The organism is Clostridium nigeriense (assembly GCF_900086595.1).
In the GTDB taxonomy this organism is placed as follows: domain Bacteria; phylum Bacillota; class Clostridia; order Clostridiales; family Clostridiaceae; genus Clostridium; species Clostridium nigeriense.
In genome coordinates, this window is record NZ_LT575472.1 from 3,672,082 (window position 1) to 3,697,384 (window position 25,303).

The following is a 25,303-nucleotide window of genomic DNA, read 5'->3' on the forward strand; positions in this document are numbered from 1 at the left end:
TGTATCCCCTTTTATTAGAATATTGTATTTTGTTCTTCCTTATCAAATATATGAATCTTATCAGCATCAAATCCAAATTCAATTGGATCTCCAATTTTATAGCTTGCAGCTGATCTTGATTTAATAATAAAGTTTGCTCCATCCTTTTTAATATGGATATATGTTTCAGATCCTAAGTTTTCCATTAAGTCTACTGTTCCATTAAATGTAGCAACACCTGGTTTTGATAATTCTTCCTCAGTATGATAAATATTTTCTGGTCTTATACCAACAATAACTTCGATATTTTCAGAATTCTTTTCTTTTACAATCTTAACCTTATCAGCTGGAATTTCCATTAATTTATCGAATACTTTAACATATTGCTTTCCATCTTGAACTAAAGTTTGTCCATATGTCATATTCATTTGAGGACTTCCTATAAATCCTGCAACGAAAAGATTTGCTGGATGATTATATATTTCGTTTGGTGATGCAACTTGTTGAACAATTCCATCTTGCATAACTACTATTCTAGTTCCTAAAGTCATAGCTTCTGTTTGGTCATGTGTTACATATATAAATGTAGTATTTAATTCATTATATAATTTAGATATTTCTATTCTCATTTGAACTCTTAACTTAGCATCTAAGTTTGATAAAGGTTCGTCCATTAAGAATACCTTTGGACTTCTAACAATAGCTCTTCCCATAGCAACTCTTTGTCTTTGTCCACCAGATAAAGCCTTTGGTTTTCTATCTAATAAATGCTCAATATCTAATATTTTAGCTGCTTCTCTAACCTTCTTATCAATTTCATCCTTTGGTAATTTTCTAAGCTTTAATCCAAATGCCATATTTTCATATACGGTCATATGAGGATATAATGCATAGTTTTGGAAAACCATTGCTATATCTCTATCCTTTGGTGCTACATCATTAACTAATTTATCATCAATGTATAACTCTCCACCTGATATTTCTTCTAATCCTGCAATCATTCTTAAAGTAGTTGACTTACCACATCCAGATGGTCCAACGAAAACTATGAACTCCCTATCTTCAATATCTAAATTAAAGTCCTTAACTGCTTCAAATCCATTTTCATATACTTTTTGAATATGTTTTAATTTTAAACCTGCCATTTTTTTCTCCTCCAAATATATTAATAAAATGCTAATGGGTTAACTTTTTTAATTAAACTTAATAATTTTTCATCCATTGCTAATTGAAATCCTACAAGTCCATTGGCTCTCTTTGTTAAATAAACCATTGGCTTAATTCCCGACTCTTCTAAATATGCTTTTACTACTTTAGTATTGCTACTAACTTTATCTAAGGTTTTTACACTTGATATTTCTCTTATATTGATACTTCCAATTTCTTTTCTTTTACTTTTATTCATTATTTTATAAATAGAAAGTTCATATTCTGTTAACTCATACTCATATTCAACTATTAACTTTCTAGATATTATAAAAATTATTACATATATCAATATAAAAGCTACTGTACCAAATACATTAAGGGTTGCTGCAAATAATACTGCCATTACTATTGCTACCTTTGATAGTGTATTCATTATCTTTTCTATTTTGGTGTAATCCTTAGTCTGAAATTGCTCATAGAAGCAATCCATTCTCCGCACCCCCTATATCGTTTACAAATAGTTTATGATTTAATTATATTCTCTTTTTATATAATTTCAATTTTATTAGCTCTATAAATATATAATATTAAATTATGACTAAAAAAATTAAATTTATATTGTGAAATTTCACAAATAAAAAAGAGATAAACATTTATTCCTTGCACCGTCGCTTCGCTCCAAGTCAACCTAATAAAATGTTTATCTCTTTATACACTGAAGGTAATAATTCCTCTTACTGGTAATTATTAATTTTAAGCAATGCTCTCTCTATCTTACCTTAATTACAGATAATCTGTGTAAGGCTCTTGTACTCATAATATATTTAATTAGATTATCTGTATTTTCATCAAAATCTACTATTATTACGGCATCAAACTCTAATCCCTTAGCATAATAAGAAGGAACTAATACTTTTCCCCCTCTATATATAATATCAGACTTATTAAAAGCTAACATATTTGTATGCTTTTTAATCTCTGGAGCTATAATATTTAACTCTTCCTTATCCTTAGTGATAACTGCTATATTTTCATATTTTTCTTCTTGATAATCTTCTAGTAAATTTAAAAGTACATCTATTAAATCTTCCATATCATCTTTTGGTACAGTTGTTTCAAGAACATCAAATTCTCCTTTTCTTACAAAAGGTACTACTGCATTTTCATCAAGCAACTTACTTGCATACTCCATAATTTGATATGTTGATCTATAACTTTTATTTAATTCATATAAATTGAAGAACCCGCCAAAAACTTCTTTTAATCTTAGCATGGCTGGAACTTCTTCTGCTTTAACTAATCTTTGATTCGAGTCTCCAACTATTGTATAACTTCTGCATCCTGTTAATTCTTTTAAAACTATAAATTGAAGCATATTATAATCTTGTGCTTCATCAATAACTACATGTTTAATTTCATAGCTTGATTTCTTTCCATCTAATTTTATCATTAAATATAAAATTGCTGATAAATCTAAATAAGATAGATTTTCACTCTTCATAAAACTCTTATAAATATTTACTACTTCATCATTATCTATCCAGGATTCAATATAAGCTTTAGAATTCATTACTTCTCTAATTACATCTCTTATAGCAATTCTTCTTCTAAATTCTATATTATTTTCTTCAATTATTATTTCATCAGAGGATAATTTAGCTTTTTCTTCCTTAGCCTTGTTATTTATTTCCCTAACCTTTTCATCTCTTATATCTTTTAATTTAGAAAATAATATTCTTTTTACTTTTTGGCTTCTTCTAAATATAGGCATATATTTATAATGTACTTCAAAAAGTTCTTTTATTTCTTCTACTGAAACCACTTCTTTATCTAAGAATTTAACTGCCTTAATATCAAAGTAATTTTCTTCTATTTCACTTATCTTTTTATCTAATAGTTCAATAAATTCCTTAGAAGATTTGTATTTTATTTCATCAATTATAGCTTTGTTTCCTCTTAAAACCTCTTCTAAGTAAGATGTTATATCTAAAACTTCCTCCTTAAGACCTAGCTCTTTGTATGCAAATGATAAGAAAGTCTCATTTCTAACTGCAGTTTCTCCTAAATTAGGTAAAACTTCTGATATATAATCCATAAATATATCATTAGGTCCTAAAATTAATACCTTATCCGTTAGTTGTTGCCTATAGTTATAAAGCAAATATGCAACTCTATGAAGTGCAATAGTTGTTTTACCAGAACCCGCTACCCCATTAACTACAACTACTTTATTTCTATCTGCTCTTATAATTTCATCTTGCTCTTTTTGTATAGTATTTACTATATCTTTTAACTTTTCGCCAGATTTTGATGATAAAACCATTTGTAATATTTCATCTTGTATATTAATATCTGAATCAAAATACCCTTCTAATTTAGCTTTTTTTACTATTAGCTGTCTTCTTCCTAAAATATCTATAGGAATTTCTCCTTGAGGACTAGTATAGCTAGTTTTTCCTAACATCCCCTTATAAAATAAAGATGCAACAGGAGCTCTCCAATCTACTATAACTGGTTCATAACTTCCTTCTGGTGTTAATCCATATCTTCCAATATATAATTCTTCACTAAACCCATCATCAACAAAATTTATTTTCCCAAAGTAAGGAGATTCCTTTAATTTAACAAACTCTGATAACTTTCTATCTATTGCTTTATAGCTTTCTTCTTTTATATATCTTTCATGATCAAAATATTCTATTAATTTATCTTCATCATCTCTATATTCTTCAATATATTTTTTTCTATAATCAAGTATATAATCTGAAATTGCTTTTCTTTTTTCAATGTAATTTAAGGTTTCTTCACTAAGAATTCTTAATGTATTTTGTAAATTTTCTTCTTCTTTAAATAATTCTATCTTATCCAAGAGAAATTCCCCCTTTGATTTTTACTAAGAAAGAGTGTACTAAACATCTGTACACTCTCTCTTTAAATTCTATCTGTAAAAATAAAAAAACTAAATAGTAAAATATCAACTTTACTATAAAAAATTAATTTTCCTAAACTATAAAATCAATTAATTAAAAAAATTTTAATTAATAATTTCACCTTTGTTATTATCTACTTTTTCACGCCATTCACTAATTTCTTCATATGTCTGTTTCTTCCAATCCTTTTCCTCACCTATAATTCTTAAAGGATATTGTGAACGATAAGAACATGTCAAATTTCCTGGAAATTTCTTATCCGTTAAATTTGGATCATTTTCAAAAGTTCCTGTTGGCTCCACCACATAAACTCGTTCTCTACCTTCTCCTTTTGCTAAGCCAGCTGCAAGTCCTGCTCCATTAACATTAGATGTAAAATAAATATGATTCATCTTAATTTCACAATTATAATTTGAGTTTTTACCTGCTACAAGTAAATCCCCAACCTTCAAATCTGCTCTAGTTCCATGATAAAAAGGTCCTTTATCATATAATTTATCCCTAAATGAATTTGATAATTCATAATTTACTTTTGCTTTATTAAAATCACCTAATTCTTCATAACATTTTGAAATACTTAAATATATTGTAGGAAAAGCACTCTTAACACCATTATCATCTGATTTTATAGCATATTGTAAAGATTTTTCAAACCATTTTAATTTATTTAAAATATTTTTTTCTCTTTTAGCTATGTGATAAGATGTAATAAACCTTTCAAAATCATTTACTGACTCATTAAAAGCTTGAAAAAACAATTTATTTCGTTCTTCAAAATTACCTTTATCTTCATTCTCCATTGCTAATATACATAATCTAATAATTTCATTTTGAGGATTAAATTTAGTGCTCATTTAATATCATCTCCTCTTAATTATTATAGTTCAATCATATTAACATATATATAATGATAAATGTATACTTATATTTTTATTTTTTATATGATATAATTAAATTGTGGAGAGGTATTATATTAAATGATACTCTCTTTTTTTATAATTTCCTTCTTTAAGTTTATAAGTGTTAAAGTATAACTATCAAGGTATTTTGGAACTTATGACATAACCTAGATATAATACTTTAACACTTTTTATTACTGCTTTAAGAGTTATCCATTAAAATACAATTATATTATTATATATTTATTCTACTGTATTCACTATTTAATCTTATTATTAAGCTCAATTTATTCATTTTGTTTTTTATCTGCTATTTTTTTAGCTTTTTTCTCTTTAAGTTCTGGATATTTTTCATAAACAAATTCCATAAACTCATCACCAAATATAGTTTCTTTTTCTAATAGATATTCAGAAATTTTATCTAGTAAATCTCTATTTTCATTTAAAAGCTTTCTAGTATTCTCATGACATGTTCTTATTATACTTAAAACTTCTTGATCTATTAAAGTTGAAGTTTCTTCACTACATTCTCTTGCAGCTCTACCATCTAAATATCTATTTTGAACAGATTCTAAAGCCATCATATCAAACTTATCAGTCATTCCATAAACAGTTACCATGCTTCTTGCAGTTTTTGTGGCCCTCTCTATATCATTTGATGCTCCAGTCGAAACTAAATTGAACACCTCTTCTTCAGCAGATCTACCACCTAACATAACCATAATCTGATTTGTTAATTCTTCTTTAGAAACTAAATACTTTTCTTCTTCTGGTAACTGCATAGTATATCCTAACGCTCCCATAGTTCTTGGAACTATAGTTATCTTATGTACTGGATCTGTATTTTCTAAAAGTGCTGCTACTAAAGCGTGACCTACTTCATGGAAAGCAACTATTCGTTTTTCCATCGGTGAAAGAATTCTATCTTTCTTCTCTTTGCCTGCTATAATTACTTCTACAGCTTCTCTTAAGTCTTCTTGCATAACAAATTCTCTACCATTTTTAACTGCAGCTAAAGCAGCTTCATTTACTATGTTGGCTAAATCTGCCCCTACAGCACCAGGCGTACTTTTTGCTATTTCTTCTAAATCAACATCATCTCCGAGCTTTACACCCTTTGAATGAACCTTTAATATATCTACTCTTCCTTTAAGATCAGGTCTATCTACTATAACTCTTCTATCAAATCTTCCTGGTCTTAATAAAGCCTTATCTAGTATTTCCGGTCTATTTGTAGCTGCTAAAACTACTATAGCCTTAGTAGAATCAAACCCATCCATTTGAGTTAATAATTGATTTAATGTTTGTTCTCTTTCATCATTAGTTTGAAGTTGTGAATCCCTACTCTTACCTATTGAGTCTACTTCATCTATAAATATTATACATGGAGCATTTTTTTCTGCTTCTTGGAATAAATCTCTTACCTTTGCAGCTCCCATTCCAGCAAACATTTCAACAAAGTTTGAGCCTGAAATTGATAAAAAAGGTACATTTGCTTCGCCAGCTACAGCCTTTGCAAGTAAAGTCTTACCCGTTCCTGGAGGCCCAACTAAAAGTGCTCCCTTAGGAAGCTTAGCTCCTATTTCAGTATATTTTGTAGCATTATTTAAATAATCTATTATTTCTTTTAATGATTCCTTTGCCTCATCTTGGCCTGCTACATCATCAAAAGTAATTTTTATATCATTTTCCTTATATACTTTAGCATTACTTTTTCCTAATCCCATCATAGGACCAGCGCCCATTCTTTTTCCTATTCTTCCGGCTAAAAATCTAAAAATGCTGAAAAGTATTATTGGCATTATAACCCAACTAAATATAAAATCCGCAAAATAATTTTCTTGAATTGATTCTGCTCTATATTCTACACCTGATTCATTTAATATATTTATTAAATTTGGGTCATCCACATTACCTGTGTATAGTATTTTTCTTCTTGAACCAGATTCTTCATTTTCCTTAGGTAGAATTTTTATTTCACTTGATGAAATAATAACACTTTCAACTTCTTGATTTTCTATCATACTTAAGAATTTATTATAACTAATTTGGTCTGTAGTCATAAAATTCTTAGTTGATGTAAATGCATATAAAAATAAAAATGCTAAAATCGCATATAATATGGTATGCTGTTTCTTGTTATTGCTATTATTGTCTTCAGTATTCTTATTATCCATAATATTTCCTTTCTAATAACCTTATTTTACTTTTCCAATTTCATCAAAAGGATATACCTTAATTTGTGCCTTACCAGCAATGTCTTCCCCATCAATATAAGGATTAATCCAATATCTTGAATCTTTAGAATAAAGCCTATTATCCCCTAAAAAGAAGTATTTTCCTTCTGGAACTTCATATTCTCCATTAAAGTTATCATTTGCTCCAATGTAATCTTCCTTTAAAACTTCCCCATTAACAAAAACTACACCATTTCTTATCTCTATTTTGTCCCCTGGTAATCCTATTAATCTTTTAATTAAATCCTCTTGTAGTTCTTCTGAGTAAAAAACTACTATATCTCCTCTTTTTAACTTATCTAGATTATAGACTCTTGTTACAAATAATCTATCATTAACATTTAAAGTAGGTACCATAGACTCTGATGGAATTAATACCTTAAATAATAAAAACTTATTTATTAAAACAGCTATTATAACAGCTGAAATTACTGGAACTCCCCACTCATAAATAAAATTTTTTATTGAATTTTTTTCTTTACCGTCATCTTCAATATGATTTTCCATTATTCTTCCCATAATCCTTTCATTAAATTATCAATTTCACCTTTCCTAAGTTTAGTAGCTTTTTCATCTATATAATAAATGTTATTTTTTATATAAAGTATATCTCCTTCTTTTACATCTCCCATTATATCACTTTTTCTAACATTAAATATATTACCTTCTTTACCTTCTAATATTACATAGTTTCCTTCTATTCTATCCACTATATATCCCTTTTCATCCATAATTATTTTTTAATCACTCCCCTTTCTTTTTTAGCTTATATTTTAGTATATCATATTTATTATAAATTTAAATAGCTTTACTCTCCAATAAAAAAGTGTGGTATATAAGTTTCCTTATGATTTCACCTTCAGTCAAAGTCATAGTAACCTTATATATCACACTTAAATGCTAAATGTAGAAAATTACAAATAGTTGATAATAGCAAACTTTTTATAAATCCATAAAGCTTAAAAGTTTATATTTCTTCTTTAATTAAATCATCGTAACTTTGTCTTTTAACTACTAGTTTAGCTTCTCCATTTCTAACAAAAACAACTGCCGGTCTAAGTATTTTATTATATCCATTTGCCATAGAAAATCCATATGCTCCTGTAGATAAAACAGCTAAAATATCTCCACTTTCAGCTTTTTGAATATCTATATCATGAATTAATATGTCTCCTGACTCACAGCATTTACCTGCAATTGTAACTTTATTGTCTATTACTTCTCCAGCCCTATTTGCAACTAAAGCCTCATATCTTGCACCATATAAAGCTGGTCTAATATTATCAGTCATTCCACCGTCTACTGCTATATATTTTCTAACATTAGGTATCTCCTTTATAGAACCTATAGTATATAAAGTAGTTCCAGCATTAGCTACTATTGATCTACCTGGTTCAATAGTTAAAATAGGCTTTTTAAGTCCTAATTTACTACATACATTATCAACACTATCTAAAATAACATTACAATATTCATCTATTTCCCTTGGCAAATCTCCTTCAGAATAGTAAATTCCAAAACCTCCACCCAAATCTAATTCCTCAATTATATGTCCCGTTTCTTGTTTTATTTCATTTATAAAATTTAACATAACTTCAGCAGCATCTTTAAAAGGCTCCGTTTCAAATATTTGAGAACCTATATGACAATGAAGTCCTATTAAATTAACATTATCTAATGAAAGAGCTTTTTTAACTGCATCAATTATTATATTTTCAACGGGAGCAAAACCAAACTTAGAATCTATTTGTCCTGTTTTTATATACTCATGGGTATGTGCTTCTATTCCTGGTGTTAACCTTAAGTAAATTTCTTGTTTTTTATTATATTTTTCTGCTATCTCATTAATCTTAGCCATTTCCCAAAGATTATCTACTATGAATCTCCCTACCCCTAATCTTATTCCTAGTTCTATTTCATCTAATGTTTTATTATTACCATGAAAATACACTTTTCCCATTGGAAATCCAGCCTTATAAGCTGTGTATAGTTCTCCTCCTGATACTACATCTAGATATAGCCCTTCATTATTGATTAGTCTACACATTTCAATATTTAAAAATGCCTTTCCAGCAAAAGCAACCCTATTATTATCTTCATTAACTCTAAATGCTTTTATATAGCCCCTACATTTATCCATTAACAGTTGCTCATCCATTACATATAATGGTGTTCCATAGTTTTCAACTAATTTACTAGCTTTTATACCACCAATAATCAAATCATTTTCTTTAATTTTGCTTGCCCCAAATAATCTCATATTTTCCCTCCAAAAACTTTTATTTTATTATAATAAAACCACCATGGTATTCCATAGTGGCTATATCATCCTATATATTATTATACACTTTTTTCATAAATATTCTATAATTATACATTTTAATCAAAGTAATTTTTATTAATTTTCACCTCTATATTTATCCATTAAACTTCCCATTACATCTCCTGATGGTGGTGGTGTGTATGTTATTGCATTAGCACCTGCCTCTATAGTTCTCATAATACTTTCTTCAGAAGGACCACCTGTTGCTATTATCGGAAAGTTAGGGAATTCTTCTCTTATTTTACTCACTATCCTAGGAGTATTTTTACCGCCAGATACGTTTAGTATAGTTGCCCCAGCTTCTATTCTTTCAGCTACATTTTCACACTCAGAAACTATAGTTACTATTACAGGTATATCAATTGATTCTCTTACCTTTTTTATTATTTCATTGGCAGTAGGTGCATTTACAACTACTCCCATAGCTCCTTTAAATTCAGCATCTAATGCTAAATTCACCACTCTCTTTCCTTGAGTGATTCCACCACCGACTCCACAAAAAACTGGTACATCGGCTGCCATTACTAGAGCTTGGGTTATTATTGGTTGAGGAGTAAATGGATATACTGCTATTATTGCATCTGCATTTGTATTTTTAATAATAGCTACATCTGTTGTAAATAATAAAGATTTTATCCTTTTTCCAAATATTTTTATTCCACTGCATTCTCTAATACAAGAAGGAACCTCAATTACATGGCTTCTTAATGTTCCTTTTATCTCTGGTACCTGCTTTATTTTTTTCACATCCATATAAAACTCCTCCTATTTTGTCTTTCTCTCTATTAATTTTAATTATATAAGTTTACAAAATACTAATTTTTGCTTAAACACTATTAAATTGAAATATATTTAGTTAAATATAGAATCTTTACTAAAATTTATATATAATTATATTATACTACCTTTTGCATATATTAAGATATATGCAACTAGATTATTTTATAAAATAATAACTATTTAATCAACATTATATTTTATTATAATGGATGTTTATAATTTTTATAAGAGGTGATTTATATAAGAAAGAGAAAATTTTACCCACCCTATATTATTTTAATGATTCTTTACAGTTTTTTTATTTTTGTAGCCTTCCTTTTAGATTCGCCAAAGGAAATTTTTCAAGGTTTAAAACAAATAATTCTAAGCCCTGATATATTAATTTCTGATTATGTAGAAATTGGTGGAATCAGTGCTTCTCTTCTAAATTCTGCTTTAACTAGTATGCTTTCACTTTTTCTTTTAGTCTTTATTGGTGTAAAACCTAATGGAGCAACTATTATGTCTTTATGGCTAATGACCGGATTTGCTTTTTTCGGTAAAAATATTTTAAATATATGGCCAATTATCATAGGAGTTTTTCTTTATTCACGATATCAAAAAGAACCTTTTCTTAATTATAGCTTAGTTGCATTACTTTCAACTACCTTAGCTCCAACTGTTAGCCAGCTTAGTTTTACAAGTTACTTTTCAACCTCTTTAGGAATTGTTCTAGGTTATGTAATCGGTATCTTGACTGGGTTTATATTAGCTCCTATTGCTTCTCATTGCATTAAAGCTCATAATGGGTATAATCTATATAATATAGGTTTTGCAGGTGGATTATTTGCCACATTATTGATGTCAATATTAAGAGCTGTTGGAATAGACTTTGAAACTAGATCATTATGGGATACAGATTCAAACTATATCTTTGCTATTATATTATTTATAGTTTCTTTATATTTAATTATTGTTGGAGTATTTAATAACCCTTCAATAAAAGAAAATTTTTTATCTTTAATAAAGCAACCTGGTAGATTAGTTAGCGATTATTATATACTATTTGGAAATACGTGCTATGTAAATATGGGTATATTATGCCTCTTCTCAACAATCCTTGTATTAGTTTTAAAATCTCATCTAAATGGACCAACTATTGCTGGAATATTTACTATTGTTGGATTTGGAGCTTTTGGTAAACATATTAAAAATGTTACACCAATTATCATAGGAGCTATATTAGGTGCATTCTTTAATATTAATCCTATTAATTCACCTTCATTAATATTATCTATTCTATTTTCAACTGCATTGGCTCCTATTGCGGGTAGATTTGGGCCTATAATGGGAATATTAGCAGGATTTCTACATGTAAATATGGTAACTAATGTGGGATATCTTCATGGAGGACTTAATTTATATAATAATGGTTTAGCAGCTGGTTTTGTGGCAATGCTCTTAATACCTATAATAAATGTATTTGAAAAGGAGAGCTTGTAAAATGAAGTACTACTTTGAGAAAAATTTGAAAATAATTAATGAATTGATGACATACTTATATAAACTAGGGTCAAAAAATATTCAAGTTAATTTACATAGGGATGAAGCCAAAACTTCTTTTCTTATATCCGGAGAAGTACCAAATATAGATGATACTGAATTAAATAGGCTAAAAGCTATATTAAATACTCAAAGACAGCATGAAGTTGAAGAATACTATTGGCATTTAGGTGGAGAAAGTGATGCTGAAGGAGAACTTTCCTTAGTTGGAATGATGATAGATAATGTAGATATATACTATAATAATGATATATTAAAACTAGAAATTCAAAGAAATGATTTTTAATTTAAAATAATAAGTTAAAAAGGGGCTTCTTATAAAAGCCCCATACACTATTTTTTCAATTCTTCTATTTGTAAAACCTTCTTTACAACCTTCGTTCCTATGATGTCTTCCTTCATTTCTTCTAAAGCATTAGAAAGTTTTGTCCACCCCATACCTTCAACCTCTGTAGACTTATTAATTTCTCCAGAAACAAAATCTGCAACAAAAGTTATCATTAAGATTTCTTTGCCCTTTACATAATCCGAACCTAAATATCTAATATTTTCAATTTCAATTCCAGCCTCTTCCTTTACCTCTCTATATACTGCATCCTCAGCTGTCTCATCATGTCCTACATATCCTGATAATAAAACCTTAGAATTCTCATATATATAGCTTTGTTTTAATAATAGTATTTCATCTTCTTTTATTATTGCAACCATTATACATGGCTTAGGAGTATCAAAAAACATAATATCGTCATGTGAACAATAAGGTACTCCTCCCTCATCCCAACTAAACTTCTCTTCTAATCCTCTGCCGCACATAGGGCAAAACTTATATTTCATATTACACCTCTTACTAGTAAAAACACCTTGATTATAATATTATATCAACTTTATTATTTAACTCAATTGAATTTTTATCAACAGTACAATTATATGCTAGTATATCTACGCCTCTTTCTTTAGCTAATCTTAAAGCATTACTAAATTCCGGATCAGTATCATCATTAGGAGAAAAAGTCTTAACATTATCTAACTGAATTAAAAATAATATTCCTGCACCATATCCTTGATTCTTTGCTTCTATAAGTTCTAGTATATGCCTTGCCCCTCTTTCTGTTGGTGCATCTGGAAATTTACAATGCCCATTATCCTCTAATGTTACTCCTTTAACTTCCAAGTAATAAACTTCTTCCTCATCTTCTGTGGATAATTTAAAATCAAATCTACTTTTTCCAAAAGTCTTTTCTCTGTTTATTTTACTATATTTATGTAAAGTTTCAATTTTTTTATTTTGTAGAGCTTCATTAACTACCTTATTTGGTATTTGGGAATCAATATTAATTAATATATCTCCCTTCATAGCTGCAATTAAATCATACTTAGTTTTTCTGTTTGGATTTAATTCTTCCCTTAAAAATATCTTTGTTCCTTCTTTTAAAATTTCTCTACATCTCCCTGTATTTGGTACATGAACTACCATTTCTTCATTATTTAATATTACTTTTGCATTAAATCTATTAGGTCTATTTAAAAATATACCTTCAAAAATATTCTTTTCAAACTTCATTTTATATCTCCTTAAGTAATTTATTAATATTTCTACATTTTTCTCAATTTTTTTTATACTTATCCACCAATAATAAAAAAGTTTTCCACAAGTAACTCAAAAATATATTACATTATCTCTATATTTTCAATATAATTGTAACATTATCCACAGTTTTTATCCACAATCTGTACAAACTGTTAATAACTTTGTTCATATAGATATTTTTACAAATTTTATTATTTTACTCTATATAGCACATACTACTATAGTTCTTCAAATATCATCATATTGTTACAAACATACATTCAATCCATATATATTGTGTCAATACCTTTTTAAAAGTTTTCAACAGTTTTTGTTAGTTGTCCACATTTTGTGGATAACTTTCCACAATTTTAACATATTAATATTTACTTATCTACATCTTAAAATTTCCTTAAAGGAATTTTAAGTCCCTTGTATTAAAACATTTCATTACATATACTTAAATCAATTAATGAAATGTTTATTTTTTCAATATTATATATGGAGGTAAAGACTTAAAATGAATAAAGATGAATTTATTAATATCTTAAAAGATGGATTAAAAGACTTCCCTGAAGGAGAATTAAGTGAAATATTATTTTTCTATAAAGACTTTTTTGACTCATCTTATGCTTCCGGTAAAAATTCGGATGATATAATTAAAGAACTTGGGAATCCTTATGAAATAGTTGAGAAATATCTAAAAGAAAAAAATAGCTCTATAACTAATGAATCTGAAAATAGTTATGATAAAGTAAAAGAAAACCCTAGCAAAGAAGATTATATAATTAATGATAAAGTTACCTCAAAAAAAACTTCAAATAACTTTATTATTTCATTAATAATTTTAGTACTTTCCTGTGTAGTATTAGGTCCAATAGCATTAGGAATACTTGGTGTTATGTCTACTATATTTATTGTAATTTTAGCTAGTACATTAGGTATATCTATACTGGGAACAGTAATTCTTTTAGGTAAAGTTTTTACAAATACTATAGGAATATTATTATTCCCAACATTTATTTTAGATTTTCCTAATTCAGTTATAGCTTTTTCCGTTTTAGGAAGCATATGTTTATTTATTTTTACAATATTACTTTTATATTGTTTAATTAAATTTATTGTTAGATTAATAAGAAGAATATTTAATTGGACTTCTTCTAAAGTAAAGGAGGAAAAGTAATTATGAAGAAAAAGCTAATTTCTACTAAAATTAAAATTTTTATGACTTTTCTTTTAGTAACTTCTATACTATGTTATACAACAGCTTTAATTCAACTTAATAATAGTAGCTTTAAGCTTAGTAATTATTTTAATTTAAATGAATACAATTTTACAAATTGGAATCTCAATACCAACACTACACTAAGTGGTGATGAAGTTCTTTCAAAAGATATTAACTTAACTGATATAGATACTATAGATATAAATTTTAATAATAATTATACAGTAATAGAAACTTATCCAGGAGATAAATTAAATATAACAGCTTATTCCACATATTATTCAAAAGCAATAACAGAAACAATGGACATTATATCTAATTCAATAGATAATAAAATCTTAAATTTATCTACTACTACTGATTTAAATAACTCAAGCGAATTTAAAAATAGCATAAGTTTTTTAATAAAAATTCCATATTCTTTTTTAAACAATACTAATATTAATATTGGTTCAGGAAATATTAACATTAATAATTTAAATTTAAAAAACCTAAATATAAAAACTTCAAGTGCTAATATATATATTAATAATTTAAATTCAGACAATGCTAATATTTCCTCTACATCAGGCTATATAATAACTAATAAATTTAATACAAATAAAATTTCATTACATAATGTATCAGGAAATATTTCTTCTACTAGTATAATAGGAGATGCTACTATTTCTACAATATCAGGGAATGTTTCCATATTAGCATCAACAAATTTAAATACCTTAGATATTGATTCTAACTCTGGTAATGTTCATTTTTCAGTATCTGAAAACAGTAATATTTCGTTAAATTATTCAACTATAAGCGGAGACTTCTATAAATCTAATGATAATAGTAATAACTATGGTAAAAATATTTCTTTAACTTTTGGTGATGGCTCTAAAAAGGTTAATATTAAAACAGTTAATGGAAATTTAATATTAGAAAATTAAAAAACGACGGCTTTAAAGTCGTCGTTTTTTCACTTCTTATATCTTTATATAAGAAGAAATATCATTATATTTTATTTATGTTATATAAATTTTTACCTTACTGAATTTTTATATTGATACCAAGATATTAGATATTGAATTGCTACAACTATTGGTCCTACAAGAGCTGTAACTACTGTCCATAGAATCTTATTTTGTCCCTTTTCTTCTGCTAATTTATATGATGCAAATGCTGATACTGCTAGTAATAATATTAACATAATTTATTCTTATCTCCCTTATATTTTTATTAATTCCTTACCCTAAGTTAATTCTACATAATGGGCTCTTGTTTTTCAATAAAACTATAATGGTAAAACAGTAAATTTTACGTTACAACTTAACAAATAATTCAAATGTTATAATTATTTTTTATGATTTAAAACTTATTTATATAAAATACTAAAGGACAGTACAAGTATATTAAACTATTCGTACTATCCTTAATTTAAAATTTTAAAATTATTGACTTTTTATTTTAATTAATAGTATTCAATATCTTACTCTACTGTTGGCAAAGAGCTTAAATTATTATTTTCATTTTGATCTGGTAAACTTCTTAAATATTCTTCACCCTTTTTGGATATTCCAACTGCCACTCCAGAAATTTGTCCTTCCTTAGCAAGCTGTACACCTTGCTCCTTTGATACTCTTTCTCCATTTGAAAGTTCGTATCCAACTACATCTCCAGATTTTTTAATAAGAGCTGTAATTGATTGTGCATTATCCTTTGGTATTGGCACCTCTTTATTTATATTTATAGGTAATCCTCCAAGCATATTATCATTTTTATTTTGCAAAATAACACCTCCTATTCTTATAATGTTATTTTGCCCACGATAATTTCTTTAATACAGTATAATACTTTTGTATTTTACATTCTTATATTTTACTTCCATGTTAATAAAACTCTATAATAAGTCCTTTAATTAATTTAATATACTTTCTGCCTGCTCTCTTAATAATTCTATATTATTCTCAGCATCTACTGTTGCAAATTTATATACATCTGTAAAATTATAAAAATAATTTGCTATGGCTATTTTTTTTGATCTAGATACATCAAATTCACTAGAAACTTTTTCTAGAAAATCTATTTCTTCAACTTCATATTCTCCATCCACTAAAGCTACACCAACTAATTCAAAATATATTATAGATCTAGCTCTATAACTAGATTTCTTTAGTAAAGATATTATATCGTTAAATTCTATAAATTTCATTTCCTCATCTGTAATTCCTAGTTCCTCTTTATAATCCGCTAACAATCTTTTTTCTTCTTCTGCAAATTTATTATCTACTTTAGCAAACGTAGATACTAGATTTAAAAAACACATTGCTTCATCTTTATTTAACTCATTTAAAAACATTATATTCTCACCTTCCCAATACTAAATTTTATCTATATATAAATTATATTATTTAACTATCCTTAATTTCATATATGTTAACTATTATTTAAAAAAGTTTATAAATTCTTTCAAATCTAATAGCTTCATCAACATTCCCCATAACTTTATTAACCTCACTAATAAGTAAATATACTTCCTTATCATAAGGATTTATACTAATAGCCTTTTTTAAAAGTTCATGAGCTTCAATAGTATTTTTATTTTCATATAATAATTCTCTTATTTCATCCAATATATCTTTTTTTATATTATTAGCACTTTTTAATTCTACTTTTCTCTCTATTTCATCTAAAACTAAATTTATTCTCTCTGGAGAAAATGGTTTTTGTAAATATACTAAAGCTCCCAATTTAGTGCACTCAATTGCATTTTTTACTGTAGCAAAAGCAGTCATTATAACAACAGGACAACTACTTCTTGTAGCTTTAATAACTTTTAAAACTTCAGTTCCACTAATTCCAGGCATTCTAATATCTAAAAATATTAAATCTATATCAATTTCCTTATCTTGAATCATTTTTAGAGCTTCTATTCCATTATCAGCTGTAATAACATCATATCCTCTAAGTTCTAAGCAAGTACTTAATAAAATTCTTATATTTTTTGTATCATCTATAACTAAAACTTTCTTCATAGTATCAACTCCATATTATTATAATGGTATAGTAAATATAAATTTACTTCCGCTACCAACCTTACTTTCGCACCAAATTTTACCTCCATGTATTTCTACTATTTCCTTTGCTATTGCTAGTCCTAATCCTGTACTTTCTTCTGGTATCTCAAAGCCTTCTACCCTTACAAACTTCTCAAATACTTTATTTAAATACTCTCTAGGGATTCCCCTTCCTGTATCAATGACAGATATATAAATTTTTTCTTTATCAAAACTTCCTTGAATCTTAACTAGCCCTTTTTCAGTATACCTTATTGCATTTGACATTAAATTATTTAAAACCCATTTTATCTTTTCTTTATCTATCATTGCATAAGGTAATTTTTCTTCTATACATAATTCTAATGAAATACATTTTTCTTTTGCTAATGGAGCAAAATTAGTTATAACCTCTTTCATAATCTCACTTATGTCATTAGCCTTAATGTTAAAATTATCCTTATTTGCTTGAATTTCTGATATTTTTAATAAATTAGAAACTAATTCACTTAAATTTTGAACATCTTCAGATATAGTCTCAACTATGTTCTTTTGTCTTTTATTTAATATACCTATATTTTCATTATTAATAAGTCCTATCCCCATCATTATCGATGTTAATGGAGTTTTTAACTCATGAGAAATAGTTCCAATAAAATTTCTTTTTACTGTTTCTACTTCTTTTAAATTTGTTATATCCTTAAACACTAATACTATACCCTCTAGACTACCATCCTTAGCTTTAATTATAGATGTATTTAAATTAAAATAACACCGTTTTTCATTATATAAAATTTCTATAACCTTTGAAGTCATATTCTTATTAATTGAATCTTGTATAAATTCATATACTTCATCTAATTTTATAATATCTATAAGTTTTCTATTTTCATATGAATTATCACTTATATTAAAGTACCTTTTTCCATTATTATTTATAAACTTAATTTTGTAATTCTTATCTAAAAATAAAATTGGATCAGATATTGAATCTATCAATAAATTGATAGGCTTAAAAAATCTATTACTTAAGATCATTGCTATCACACCACCAATAAAAGCACCTAATAAAGACAGTGAAAATATTAAATATATCGCATTCTCAGTTTCGCTCCTAAGTAATTCCTTTTTATTAAACATCATATCTTCATTTAATTCACTTAATTTTTTTAAATCTTCTATTACAATTTTTACTTGTGGATATATTTTTTCCTGATAAATTTTAACTAACTCACTATGATTCTGACCATTACTTGTATCTTGAAGTGATGAAAATAACTTGCTAAACTCTATATATTGGAAATTAATCTCATCTACAAGCTCTGACTCACCAATCTCAGTTATATTACTTTTTTCTATATAAAACCATTTATAAAACTCATCATCATTTGTATGAAAAATATCTAATGCTTCTTCTTTATTTCCCTGAAGATAAATCAATATTGCTTTATCCTGATTATTAACACAATTAATCATTTCATTTATTGAGTTTATACTTTTATAGTTGTTACTAAGTAATCCATTTATAGAATTTTTCAATCTATATGTATTTAATGTGGATATTCCTCCTACAAATAAAATAATTAACACTAAAAAAACATATATGAATTTAAATTTTTTCTTTAAGGAATTAAACATATTACTACCCTCTCAGCCTTATTAATATATTAATTATACATTAAATAACAATAACTAATAGTTAATTTTATAAAAAAAGAGCTGTCAAAGACAGCTCCTTAAATTTACATGATTAATTTTTAATTGTTCTACAGCACTACTGCTTGTATATTAATAATTTTCAGAGAATACTTCAAAGTATGCTTTTGGATGTAAGCATGCTGGACATACTTCTGGAGCTTCTTCTCCTTCAAATATATATCCGCAGTTTCCACATTTCCATAAAACTACTTCATCTTTCTTGAATACTTTTCCTTCTTCTACATTTTTAAGTAGTTTATTATATCTTCTTTCATGCATATTTTCTACTTCAATAATTCTTTCATATGCTACAGCAACTGCTGGGAATCCTTCTTCTCTAGCAACTCTTGCAAACTCTGGATAGTCTTTAGACCATTCTTCATGTTCTCCAGCTGCAGCTGCTTTTAAATTACTAGCTGTATCATCATATAAAGCTACTGGATATCCTGCATTAATTTCAATAGCTTCACCAGCAAATTCTTCTTTTAAGAATTTGTAAAATCTCTTAGCATGTTCCTTTTCTTGTTCTGCTGTTTCCATAAATATGTTTGAAATTTGAACATATCCTTCCTTTTTAGCAACACTTGCATAATAAGTATATCTTGTTCTAGCTTGACATTCTCCAGCAAAAGATTTCATTAAATTTTCAGCTGTTTTTGTTCCTTTTAAACTCTTCATTTTTACCACACTCCTATATATAGTTTTTTGTCTTTATTTACCTATGTATATATTATATTACATATAATTTTTTTATTCAAATACTTCATTTGTAAATAATAATTATTATTTATTTAATTCTCTTTCTATTATGGATATTCTTCATTTTTCTTCGATTTTCTCCCCAATAATTCCCCTATATACTATAAAATAGCCATAAGATAATATTATGGCTATTTTATAATTAATTCCCTTCAATCAAAATAAATAAAAAAATAGAGATTTAACTCCTAAATAAGATCTATTTTCTTATGTAAATATTAAATTAGTCTATCTTTTTAACTCAATAACATTTTCGATTAAAGATTTACATCTACCACAAGTAGTTCCTGCTTTAGTAACTTCCCCTACTTTATCTATTGTATCTGCCCCATTGTTAACAGCATCAACTACTTCCTTTATAGACACAGTATTGCAACTACAAACAGATTCTAATATGGATATAACTTCACTAGTACATCCCCCGCAACAAGTTGCTGCTCCCGTACTTTCCATTATATCTTCTATATCTCTAGCTCCAACTTTCATTGCATGCCTTATTTCTAAATAGCTAACATTTCTACATCTGCAAATTTTTCTATCCCCAGCCATAAAAAAACCCTCCTATTTTTTATAATTATCCCTTATAATTATAAGTACCTTAATTTTTATAATCAACAAATTTCATTTAATAGAAGACTTTGTTAAATTTTAAACATTTTTCTTGCAATTATTCTTATTCAATGATAAAATGTAAATGATAAATATTCTTTATTGATAATAATTTCCAATAATAATAATGTTTGTTAAAATATTAAAAAGGGGTGCAATGTATGAAGCAAGAATGGAACAACTTCAAAGAAGGTCAATGGGTTAAATCTATTGATGTTAGAAACTTTATTCAACTAAATTATACTCCATACACTGGCGATGATAGTTTTTTAGCTGGTGCTACAGAAGCAACTAAAAAGCTATGGGAAGAAGTAAGCGAATTATTTAAGCAAGAAAGAGAAAACGGCGGTGTTTTAGATGTTGATACTGAAACTATTTCAGGTATCAATGAATATAAAGCTGGCTATATAGATGAAGCTTTTGAAAAAATAGTTGGTGTTCAAACTGATGCTCCATTAAAAAGAGCTGTAATGCCTTTTGGTGGAATTAGAATGGCTGAAAACGCAGCTAAAGCTTATGGTTATGAAGTAAGCCCTAAAATTTCTGAAATATTTAGTAAATATAGAAAAACTCATAATCAAGGTGTTTTCGATGCCTATACAGATGAAATGAGACTTGCTAGAAAATCTGGGGTTATCACTGGTCTTCCAGATGCTTATGGTAGAGGAAGAATAATAGGTGACTACAGAAGAGTTGCTCTATATGGTGTAGATAGATTAATAGAAGATAAAATCTATCAAAAGAAAAGCTTAGAAGTTAGATGTATAGATGAAGATGTAATTAGATTACGAGAAGAAATTTCTGATCAAATAGTTGCATTAAAAGAATTAAAGGGATTAGCTGAAACTTACGGACTTGATATATCTGGTCCAGCTAAAAATGCTAAAGAAGCTATACAATGGTTGTATTTTGGTTTCTTAGGAGCTATAAAAGACCAAAACGGTGCTGCTATGTCTCTTGGTAGAACATCTACATTCTTAGATATATACATCGAAAGAGATTTAAAAGCTGGTTTAATAACTGAAGAAGAAGCTCAAGAATTAGTTGATCACTTCGTTATGAAGTTAAGACTTGTTAAATTCTTAAGAACTCCAGAATATAATGATTTATTCTCTGGAGACCCTACTTGGGTTACTGAATCAATTGGTGGTATGGGATTAGATGGAAGAACTTTAGTTACTAAGAACTCATTTAGAATTCTTAACACTTTATATACTTTAGGACCATCACCAGAACCAAACCTAACTGTTCTTTGGTCAACTAGATTACCTCAAGGATTTAAAGATTTCTGTTCAAAGGTTTCTATTGATACAAGCTCAGTTCAATACGAAAATGATGATTTAATGGCTCCATATTGGGGAGATGATTATGCAATTGCTTGTTGTGTATCTGCTATGAGAGTTGGTAAGCAAATGCAATTCTTCGGTGCTAGAGTAAACTTAGCTAAAACTTTACTTTACGCTATAAACGGAGGTAAAGATGAAAAGTATGGAATGCAAGTTGGACCAAAACTAGCTCCAATTACTAGCGAATATTTAAATTATGATGAAGTAATGGACAAATTTGAAATAATGACAGATTGGTTAGCTAACCTTTATGTTAACACTTTAAATGTTATTCACTACATGCATGATAAATATTCTTATGAAAAATTACAAATGGCTTTACATGATAGAGATGTATTCAGAACAATGGCTTGTGGTATAGCTGGACTTTCAGTTTGTGCTGACTCACTTTCAGCTATTAAGTATGCTAAGGTTAAGCCAATAAGAAATGAAGAAGGAATTGCTATCGACTTCGAAATTGAAGGAGACTTCCCTAAATACGGTAATGATGATGACAGAGTTGATGATATAGCTGTTTATCTTGTTGAAAACATGATGAACAAGATCAGAAAGAACAAGACTTATAGAAATGCATATCACACTCAATCAGTTTTAACTATAACTTCAAACGTTGTTTATGGTAAGAAAACTGGTACTACTCCTGATGGAAGAAAAGCAGGAGAACCATTTGCTCCAGGTGCTAACCCAATGCATGGAAGAGATAATAGTGGTTCATTAGCATCATTAAATTCAGTTGCTAAATTACCATATGAGCATTCACAAGATGGTATCTCAAATACCTTCTCAATAATTCCAGATGCTTTAGGAAAAAATCCTGAAGATAGAATTAAGAACTTAAGCTCATTAATGGATGGATATTTTGGTCAAAATGCTCATCACTTAAATGTAAATGTATTTGACAGAGAAACTTTATTAGATGCTATGGAACATCCAGAATTATATCCTCAATTAACTATAAGAGTTTCAGGTTATGCTGTAAACTTCATAAAGTTAACTAGAGAACAACAATTAGATGTTATAAATAGAACATTCCATAAATCAATGTAATAATTAAGGTGCATACAATATGTATGCACCTTTTATTATTATATTTAAACTTTAAATTTTTGAATTAACTTATTTAGTATTTCAGAATACTCTTTAAGAGTTTCTGCTTGACATGACATTTCTTGTAATCCTGATGATTGCTCTTCAGATGCAGCACTTACTTCTTCAGTAATTGCAGCTGTTTCTTGTGATACTGCTGCTACATCTGAAATCTTATTAACAACCTTATCTTTACTTTCGTTAATTCTATCTAATGATATAGTTACTTCCCTAATACTTTCTTCAAGGTAACTAATAGTATTATCTATAACTTCAAATTTCTCTTTAGTTACTTTTAAACTATCTCCAGTTTCCTTGTTTATTTTATTGGTTATCATTGTATCTTCGTATAATTCGTTTATGCTACTCTTAATCTCGTTTAATACTTCATTTATTTGGATTGCAGACTTAGATGATTCTTCTGCTAATTTTCTTACTTCATCTGCTACTACAGCAAATCCTCTACCAACTTCTCCTGCTCTGGCAGCTTCTATACTAGCATTTAATGCTAATAGATTTGTTTGCTCTGTAATTGATTTTATTGCACCAATTATAGTTCCAACTTCATTAGATTTTTCTGTTAATATATCAACCTTTCTAGCTATATTATCACTAGCTTCTATATTTTCATTATATTTTATACTTAAGTTCTCTATAGCTAATGACCCTTCTTCTGAAGATTTTTTAACTTCCCTTGAAGAATCTAACATGCTATTTGAACTATCTATAGATTTATTTATTTCTTCTTCTAATTCTGATACTATTCTTACTCCATCATCTAATTGCCCTGCCTGGTTTGTAGCTCCCCCTGCTATTTCTTGCACAGACTTAGCTATTTCTTCTCCAACATTACTTGATTCTGATATTATATCAAATAATGTTACTGCACCATCTTTAACTTTTTCAGAAGACTCCTTAACACCTGATAATAAAATACTCATATCCTCTATAAGAGATCTTACTCCATTAATCATACTATTTACTTCTTCATTATAAGTATTTTTAACTTCTATACTTTCTGTAAAATCGCCAGATTCTAATTTCTTTAAAATCCTAACTACATTATTTATTGGTTCTGTTAATGTCTTTGTGAATTTCTTTGACATTTTAATTATAACTATAAGCATTATTGTAAATATAACTACTGGAAGTAATACTTGTACAGCATATTCTAAAAACACTTCCTTTGCATGCTTAAATAGAATAATATTTAATTTATTATTTTCATCAAAGGATCTAGTCATAGAATAATATCTATTATCAACTTTCATATAAATAGTTTTGTTTTCTTTATTGTCAATAGACTTTTTTATCCAATTTAAATCTTCTGCTTTTTTTCCTATGAGGTCAGAATTAGAATCAGATATTATAATACCATCTTCACTAACTATTGATATAAATGAATCATTTTTGTCATCTGAACCTAATACTTCTTTAAATATTCCATCAAAGTTTTTATCTATTCCTATTACTCCTTGAAGTTCTCCATTTTCATTAAAGATTGCCTTAGAGTATGTAATAAGTATTTTATTATTAGTTGCATCCTTATACGGCTTTGATACAGCTATTTTCCCTGAACTTTTTATTGCTTCCTTATACCAATCTCTATTTCTTGCATCATAGCTACTATCCATTTCCTCATAAGGGGATAAAAGAAACTTCCCTTCTTCAGTTCCCACATATATAGATATTATATCTTTATTCACTTTTACATAATCATCCAATATACCTTGTACAACTTTATCTTCTTTATCTTTATTAACTGTCTTAATATTATTGTTTAATAATAAGAAATCAATATCTTTTTCTATATTGCTACCATCACTTGCTATTTTTTCTTTTACTAAATTAATAGTTCCTGTATTTCTTTCCTTATTAATTTTATCATTCTTTGTATTTGAGGATACAGTATTAAGAGTAGCAATTAATACTATTGGGATTATAGATGTTCTTAATAGCAATTTTCTTATATCATCTCTTAAGGTTTTCTTTTTATTATGTACTTTTTTCATTTCATACTCCTTTATAATATTAGTTACATTTAATTTATCGTTAATGCTATCTTTAAATTAATACTAATTTCGATATTTTTTGCAAAATATTCTAAAACAAACATAAAATTAGGAATTTTTCTAAAAT

23 protein-coding genes and 1 pseudogene are annotated in these 25,303 nt (G+C 27.4%); 5 read left to right on the top strand and 19 right to left on the bottom strand.

Going from position 1 to position 25,303, the window contains the following annotated elements; translation table 11 throughout:
* Positions 1-14: 14 nt before the first annotated feature.
* The 9 genes and pseudogenes from BN6774_RS17460 to BN6774_RS17500 form a co-directional block, all read right to left on the bottom strand.
* On the bottom strand, positions 15-1,124 hold the full coding sequence (locus BN6774_RS17460) for an ABC transporter ATP-binding protein (RefSeq protein ID WP_066896051.1): 1,110 nt from the start codon (positions 1,122-1,124) through the stop codon (positions 15-17).
* 20 nt (positions 1,125-1,144) lie between these two features.
* Complete coding sequence (locus BN6774_RS17465; RefSeq protein WP_066896054.1) at positions 1,145-1,618, bottom strand: hypothetical protein; 474 nt, start codon at positions 1,616-1,618, stop codon at positions 1,145-1,147.
* Positions 1,619-1,897: 279 nt separating this feature from the next.
* Entirely contained in the window at positions 1,898-3,997 is a 2,100-nt protein-coding gene (locus BN6774_RS17470; protein ID WP_066896056.1) for a HelD family protein, read from the bottom strand.
* Positions 3,998-4,162: 165 nt separating this feature from the next.
* Positions 4,163-4,534 (bottom strand): annotated as a pseudogene (gene arr / locus BN6774_RS19115) (NAD(+)--rifampin ADP-ribosyltransferase); the annotation flags it as partial.
* Positions 4,535-5,244: 710 nt separating this feature from the next.
* Positions 5,245-7,134, bottom strand: a complete 1,890-nt coding sequence (gene ftsH / locus BN6774_RS17480) for an ATP-dependent zinc metalloprotease FtsH (protein WP_066896058.1) — start codon at positions 7,132-7,134, stop codon at positions 5,245-5,247.
* A 21-nt stretch (positions 7,135-7,155) separates the two neighbouring features.
* Complete coding sequence (gene lepB / locus BN6774_RS17485; protein WP_407922094.1) at positions 7,156-7,713, bottom strand: signal peptidase I; 558 nt, start codon at positions 7,711-7,713, stop codon at positions 7,156-7,158.
* Positions 7,701-7,925: a DUF3006 domain-containing protein gene (locus BN6774_RS17490; RefSeq protein WP_066896061.1), complete on the bottom strand. Its 225-nt coding sequence runs from the start codon at positions 7,923-7,925 to the stop codon at positions 7,701-7,703. Before BN6774_RS17490 ends, lepB begins: the two co-directional genes overlap by 13 nt.
* A gap of 236 nt (positions 7,926-8,161) precedes the next feature.
* On the bottom strand, positions 8,162-9,454 hold the full coding sequence (gene lysA / locus BN6774_RS17495; protein ID WP_066896064.1) for a diaminopimelate decarboxylase: 1,293 nt from the start codon (positions 9,452-9,454) through the stop codon (positions 8,162-8,164).
* A gap of 138 nt (positions 9,455-9,592) precedes the next feature.
* On the bottom strand, positions 9,593-10,270 hold the full coding sequence (locus BN6774_RS17500) for a beta/alpha barrel domain-containing protein (protein ID WP_066896066.1): 678 nt from the start codon (positions 10,268-10,270) through the stop codon (positions 9,593-9,595).
* Positions 10,271-10,576: 306 nt separating this feature from the next.
* Here BN6774_RS17500 and BN6774_RS17505 point away from each other — a divergent pair, with 306 nt between their 5' ends.
* Together BN6774_RS17505 and BN6774_RS17510 are read left to right on the top strand one after the other, a co-directional pair.
* Entirely contained in the window at positions 10,577-11,779 is a 1,203-nt protein-coding gene (locus tag BN6774_RS17505) for a DUF1576 domain-containing protein (RefSeq protein ID WP_066896069.1), read from the top strand.
* Position 11,780: 1 nt separating this feature from the next.
* Positions 11,781-12,125: a hypothetical protein gene (locus BN6774_RS17510; protein ID WP_066896072.1), complete on the top strand. Its 345-nt coding sequence runs from the start codon at positions 11,781-11,783 to the stop codon at positions 12,123-12,125.
* A gap of 47 nt (positions 12,126-12,172) precedes the next feature.
* Here BN6774_RS17510 and BN6774_RS17515 read toward each other — a convergent pair whose 3' ends face one another.
* Both BN6774_RS17515 and sfsA read right to left on the bottom strand, forming a co-directional pair.
* Positions 12,173-12,673 carry an NAD(+) diphosphatase gene (locus tag BN6774_RS17515; RefSeq protein ID WP_066896076.1) on the bottom strand — a complete coding sequence of 167 codons (501 nt, stop codon included), beginning with the start codon at positions 12,671-12,673 and terminating at the stop codon, positions 12,173-12,175.
* A gap of 31 nt (positions 12,674-12,704) precedes the next feature.
* Entirely contained in the window at positions 12,705-13,400 is a 696-nt protein-coding gene (gene sfsA / locus BN6774_RS17520) for a DNA/RNA nuclease SfsA (protein WP_066896079.1), read from the bottom strand.
* Between the two features lie 526 nt (positions 13,401-13,926).
* On the opposite strand from sfsA, the gene BN6774_RS17525 reads away from it, so the two are divergent.
* Positions 13,927-14,589, top strand: a complete 663-nt coding sequence (locus tag BN6774_RS17525) for a DUF1700 domain-containing protein (protein ID WP_066896082.1) — start codon at positions 13,927-13,929, stop codon at positions 14,587-14,589.
* A 2-nt stretch (positions 14,590-14,591) separates the two neighbouring features.
* Positions 14,592-15,560, top strand: a complete 969-nt coding sequence (locus BN6774_RS17530; protein ID WP_066896086.1) for a DUF4097 family beta strand repeat-containing protein — start codon at positions 14,592-14,594, stop codon at positions 15,558-15,560.
* 92 nt (positions 15,561-15,652) lie between these two features.
* On the opposite strand, the gene BN6774_RS18690 is transcribed toward BN6774_RS17530, so the two are convergent.
* The 7 genes from BN6774_RS18690 to BN6774_RS17560 form a co-directional block, all read right to left on the bottom strand.
* A complete protein-coding gene (locus BN6774_RS18690; protein ID WP_167349608.1) occupies positions 15,653-15,820 on the bottom strand; it encodes a hypothetical protein in 168 nt (55 codons plus the stop codon).
* A 279-nt stretch (positions 15,821-16,099) separates the two neighbouring features.
* Positions 16,100-16,378 carry a DUF3892 domain-containing protein gene (locus BN6774_RS17535; protein ID WP_066896789.1) on the bottom strand — a complete coding sequence of 93 codons (279 nt, stop codon included), beginning with the start codon at positions 16,376-16,378 and terminating at the stop codon, positions 16,100-16,102.
* A gap of 150 nt (positions 16,379-16,528) precedes the next feature.
* Complete coding sequence (locus tag BN6774_RS17540) at positions 16,529-16,969, bottom strand: TerB family tellurite resistance protein (protein ID WP_066896089.1); 441 nt, start codon at positions 16,967-16,969, stop codon at positions 16,529-16,531.
* Between the two features lie 88 nt (positions 16,970-17,057).
* The gene (locus BN6774_RS17545; RefSeq protein WP_066896092.1) at positions 17,058-17,645 is read right to left on the bottom strand and encodes a response regulator; all 588 of its coding nucleotides are present in this window, start codon (positions 17,643-17,645) and stop codon (positions 17,058-17,060) included.
* An 18-nt stretch (positions 17,646-17,663) separates the two neighbouring features.
* Entirely contained in the window at positions 17,664-19,304 is a 1,641-nt protein-coding gene (locus BN6774_RS17550; RefSeq protein ID WP_066896095.1) for a sensor histidine kinase, read from the bottom strand.
* A 150-nt stretch (positions 19,305-19,454) separates the two neighbouring features.
* The gene (gene rbr / locus BN6774_RS17555; RefSeq protein WP_066896098.1) at positions 19,455-20,042 is read right to left on the bottom strand and encodes a rubrerythrin; all 588 of its coding nucleotides are present in this window, start codon (positions 20,040-20,042) and stop codon (positions 19,455-19,457) included.
* A 309-nt stretch (positions 20,043-20,351) separates the two neighbouring features.
* Positions 20,352-20,672 (bottom strand): (2Fe-2S)-binding protein, encoded by a 321-nt coding sequence (locus BN6774_RS17560; protein ID WP_066896101.1) that lies wholly within the window; start codon positions 20,670-20,672, stop codon positions 20,352-20,354.
* Positions 20,673-20,893: 221 nt separating this feature from the next.
* On the opposite strand from BN6774_RS17560, the gene pflB reads away from it, so the two are divergent.
* Complete coding sequence (gene pflB / locus BN6774_RS17565) at positions 20,894-23,125, top strand: formate C-acetyltransferase (RefSeq protein ID WP_066896104.1); 2,232 nt, start codon at positions 20,894-20,896, stop codon at positions 23,123-23,125.
* A gap of 44 nt (positions 23,126-23,169) precedes the next feature.
* Here pflB and BN6774_RS17570 read toward each other — a convergent pair whose 3' ends face one another.
* Positions 23,170-25,176, bottom strand: a complete 2,007-nt coding sequence (locus tag BN6774_RS17570; protein WP_066896106.1) for a methyl-accepting chemotaxis protein — start codon at positions 25,174-25,176, stop codon at positions 23,170-23,172.
* Positions 25,177-25,303 lie beyond the last annotated feature (127 nt).

Bases quoted from the DNA above. Each gene is read 5' to 3' on its own strand.
- BN6774_RS17550 (WP_066896095.1), bottom strand. From the start codon at position 19,304: ATGTTTAATTCCTTAAAGAAAAAATTTAAATTCATATATGTTTTTTTA.
- BN6774_RS17505 (WP_066896069.1), top strand. From the start codon at position 10,577: ATGATTCTTTACAGTTTTTTTATTTTTGTAGCCTTCCTTTTAGATTCG.
- BN6774_RS17545 (WP_066896092.1), bottom strand. From the start codon at position 17,645: ATGAAGAAAGTTTTAGTTATAGATGATACAAAAAATATAAGAATTTTA.
- BN6774_RS17465 (WP_066896054.1), bottom strand. From the start codon at position 1,618: ATGGATTGCTTCTATGAGCAATTTCAGACTAAGGATTACACCAAAATA.
- pflB (WP_066896104.1), top strand. From the start codon at position 20,894: ATGAAGCAAGAATGGAACAACTTCAAAGAAGGTCAATGGGTTAAATCT.
- BN6774_RS17510 (WP_066896072.1), top strand. From the start codon at position 11,781: ATGAAGTACTACTTTGAGAAAAATTTGAAAATAATTAATGAATTGATG.
- BN6774_RS17500 (WP_066896066.1), bottom strand. From the start codon at position 10,270: ATGGATGTGAAAAAAATAAAGCAGGTACCAGAGATAAAAGGAACATTA.
- lepB (WP_407922094.1), bottom strand. From the start codon at position 7,713: ATGGGAAGAATAATGGAAAATCATATTGAAGATGACGGTAAAGAAAAA.
- BN6774_RS17535 (WP_066896789.1), bottom strand. From the start codon at position 16,378: ATGCTTGGAGGATTACCTATAAATATAAATAAAGAGGTGCCAATACCA.
- BN6774_RS17515 (WP_066896076.1), bottom strand. From the start codon at position 12,673: ATGAAATATAAGTTTTGCCCTATGTGCGGCAGAGGATTAGAAGAGAAG.
- BN6774_RS18690 (WP_167349608.1), bottom strand. From the start codon at position 15,820: ATGTTAATATTATTACTAGCAGTATCAGCATTTGCATCATATAAATTA.
- lysA (WP_066896064.1), bottom strand. From the start codon at position 9,454: ATGAGATTATTTGGGGCAAGCAAAATTAAAGAAAATGATTTGATTATT.
- BN6774_RS17460 (WP_066896051.1), bottom strand. From the start codon at position 1,124: ATGGCAGGTTTAAAATTAAAACATATTCAAAAAGTATATGAAAATGGA.
- BN6774_RS17540 (WP_066896089.1), bottom strand. From the start codon at position 16,969: ATGTTTTTAAATGAGTTAAATAAAGATGAAGCAATGTGTTTTTTAAAT.
- BN6774_RS17570 (WP_066896106.1), bottom strand. From the start codon at position 25,176: ATGAAAAAAGTACATAATAAAAAGAAAACCTTAAGAGATGATATAAGA.
- BN6774_RS17490 (WP_066896061.1), bottom strand. From the start codon at position 7,925: ATGGATGAAAAGGGATATATAGTGGATAGAATAGAAGGAAACTATGTA.
- BN6774_RS17530 (WP_066896086.1), top strand. From the start codon at position 14,592: ATGAAGAAAAAGCTAATTTCTACTAAAATTAAAATTTTTATGACTTTT.
- BN6774_RS17525 (WP_066896082.1), top strand. From the start codon at position 13,927: ATGAATAAAGATGAATTTATTAATATCTTAAAAGATGGATTAAAAGAC.
- BN6774_RS17560 (WP_066896101.1), bottom strand. From the start codon at position 20,672: ATGGCTGGGGATAGAAAAATTTGCAGATGTAGAAATGTTAGCTATTTA.
- sfsA (WP_066896079.1), bottom strand. From the start codon at position 13,400: ATGAAGTTTGAAAAGAATATTTTTGAAGGTATATTTTTAAATAGACCT.
- ftsH (WP_066896058.1), bottom strand. From the start codon at position 7,134: ATGGATAATAAGAATACTGAAGACAATAATAGCAATAACAAGAAACAG.
- rbr (WP_066896098.1), bottom strand. From the start codon at position 20,042: ATGAAGAGTTTAAAAGGAACAAAAACAGCTGAAAATTTAATGAAATCT.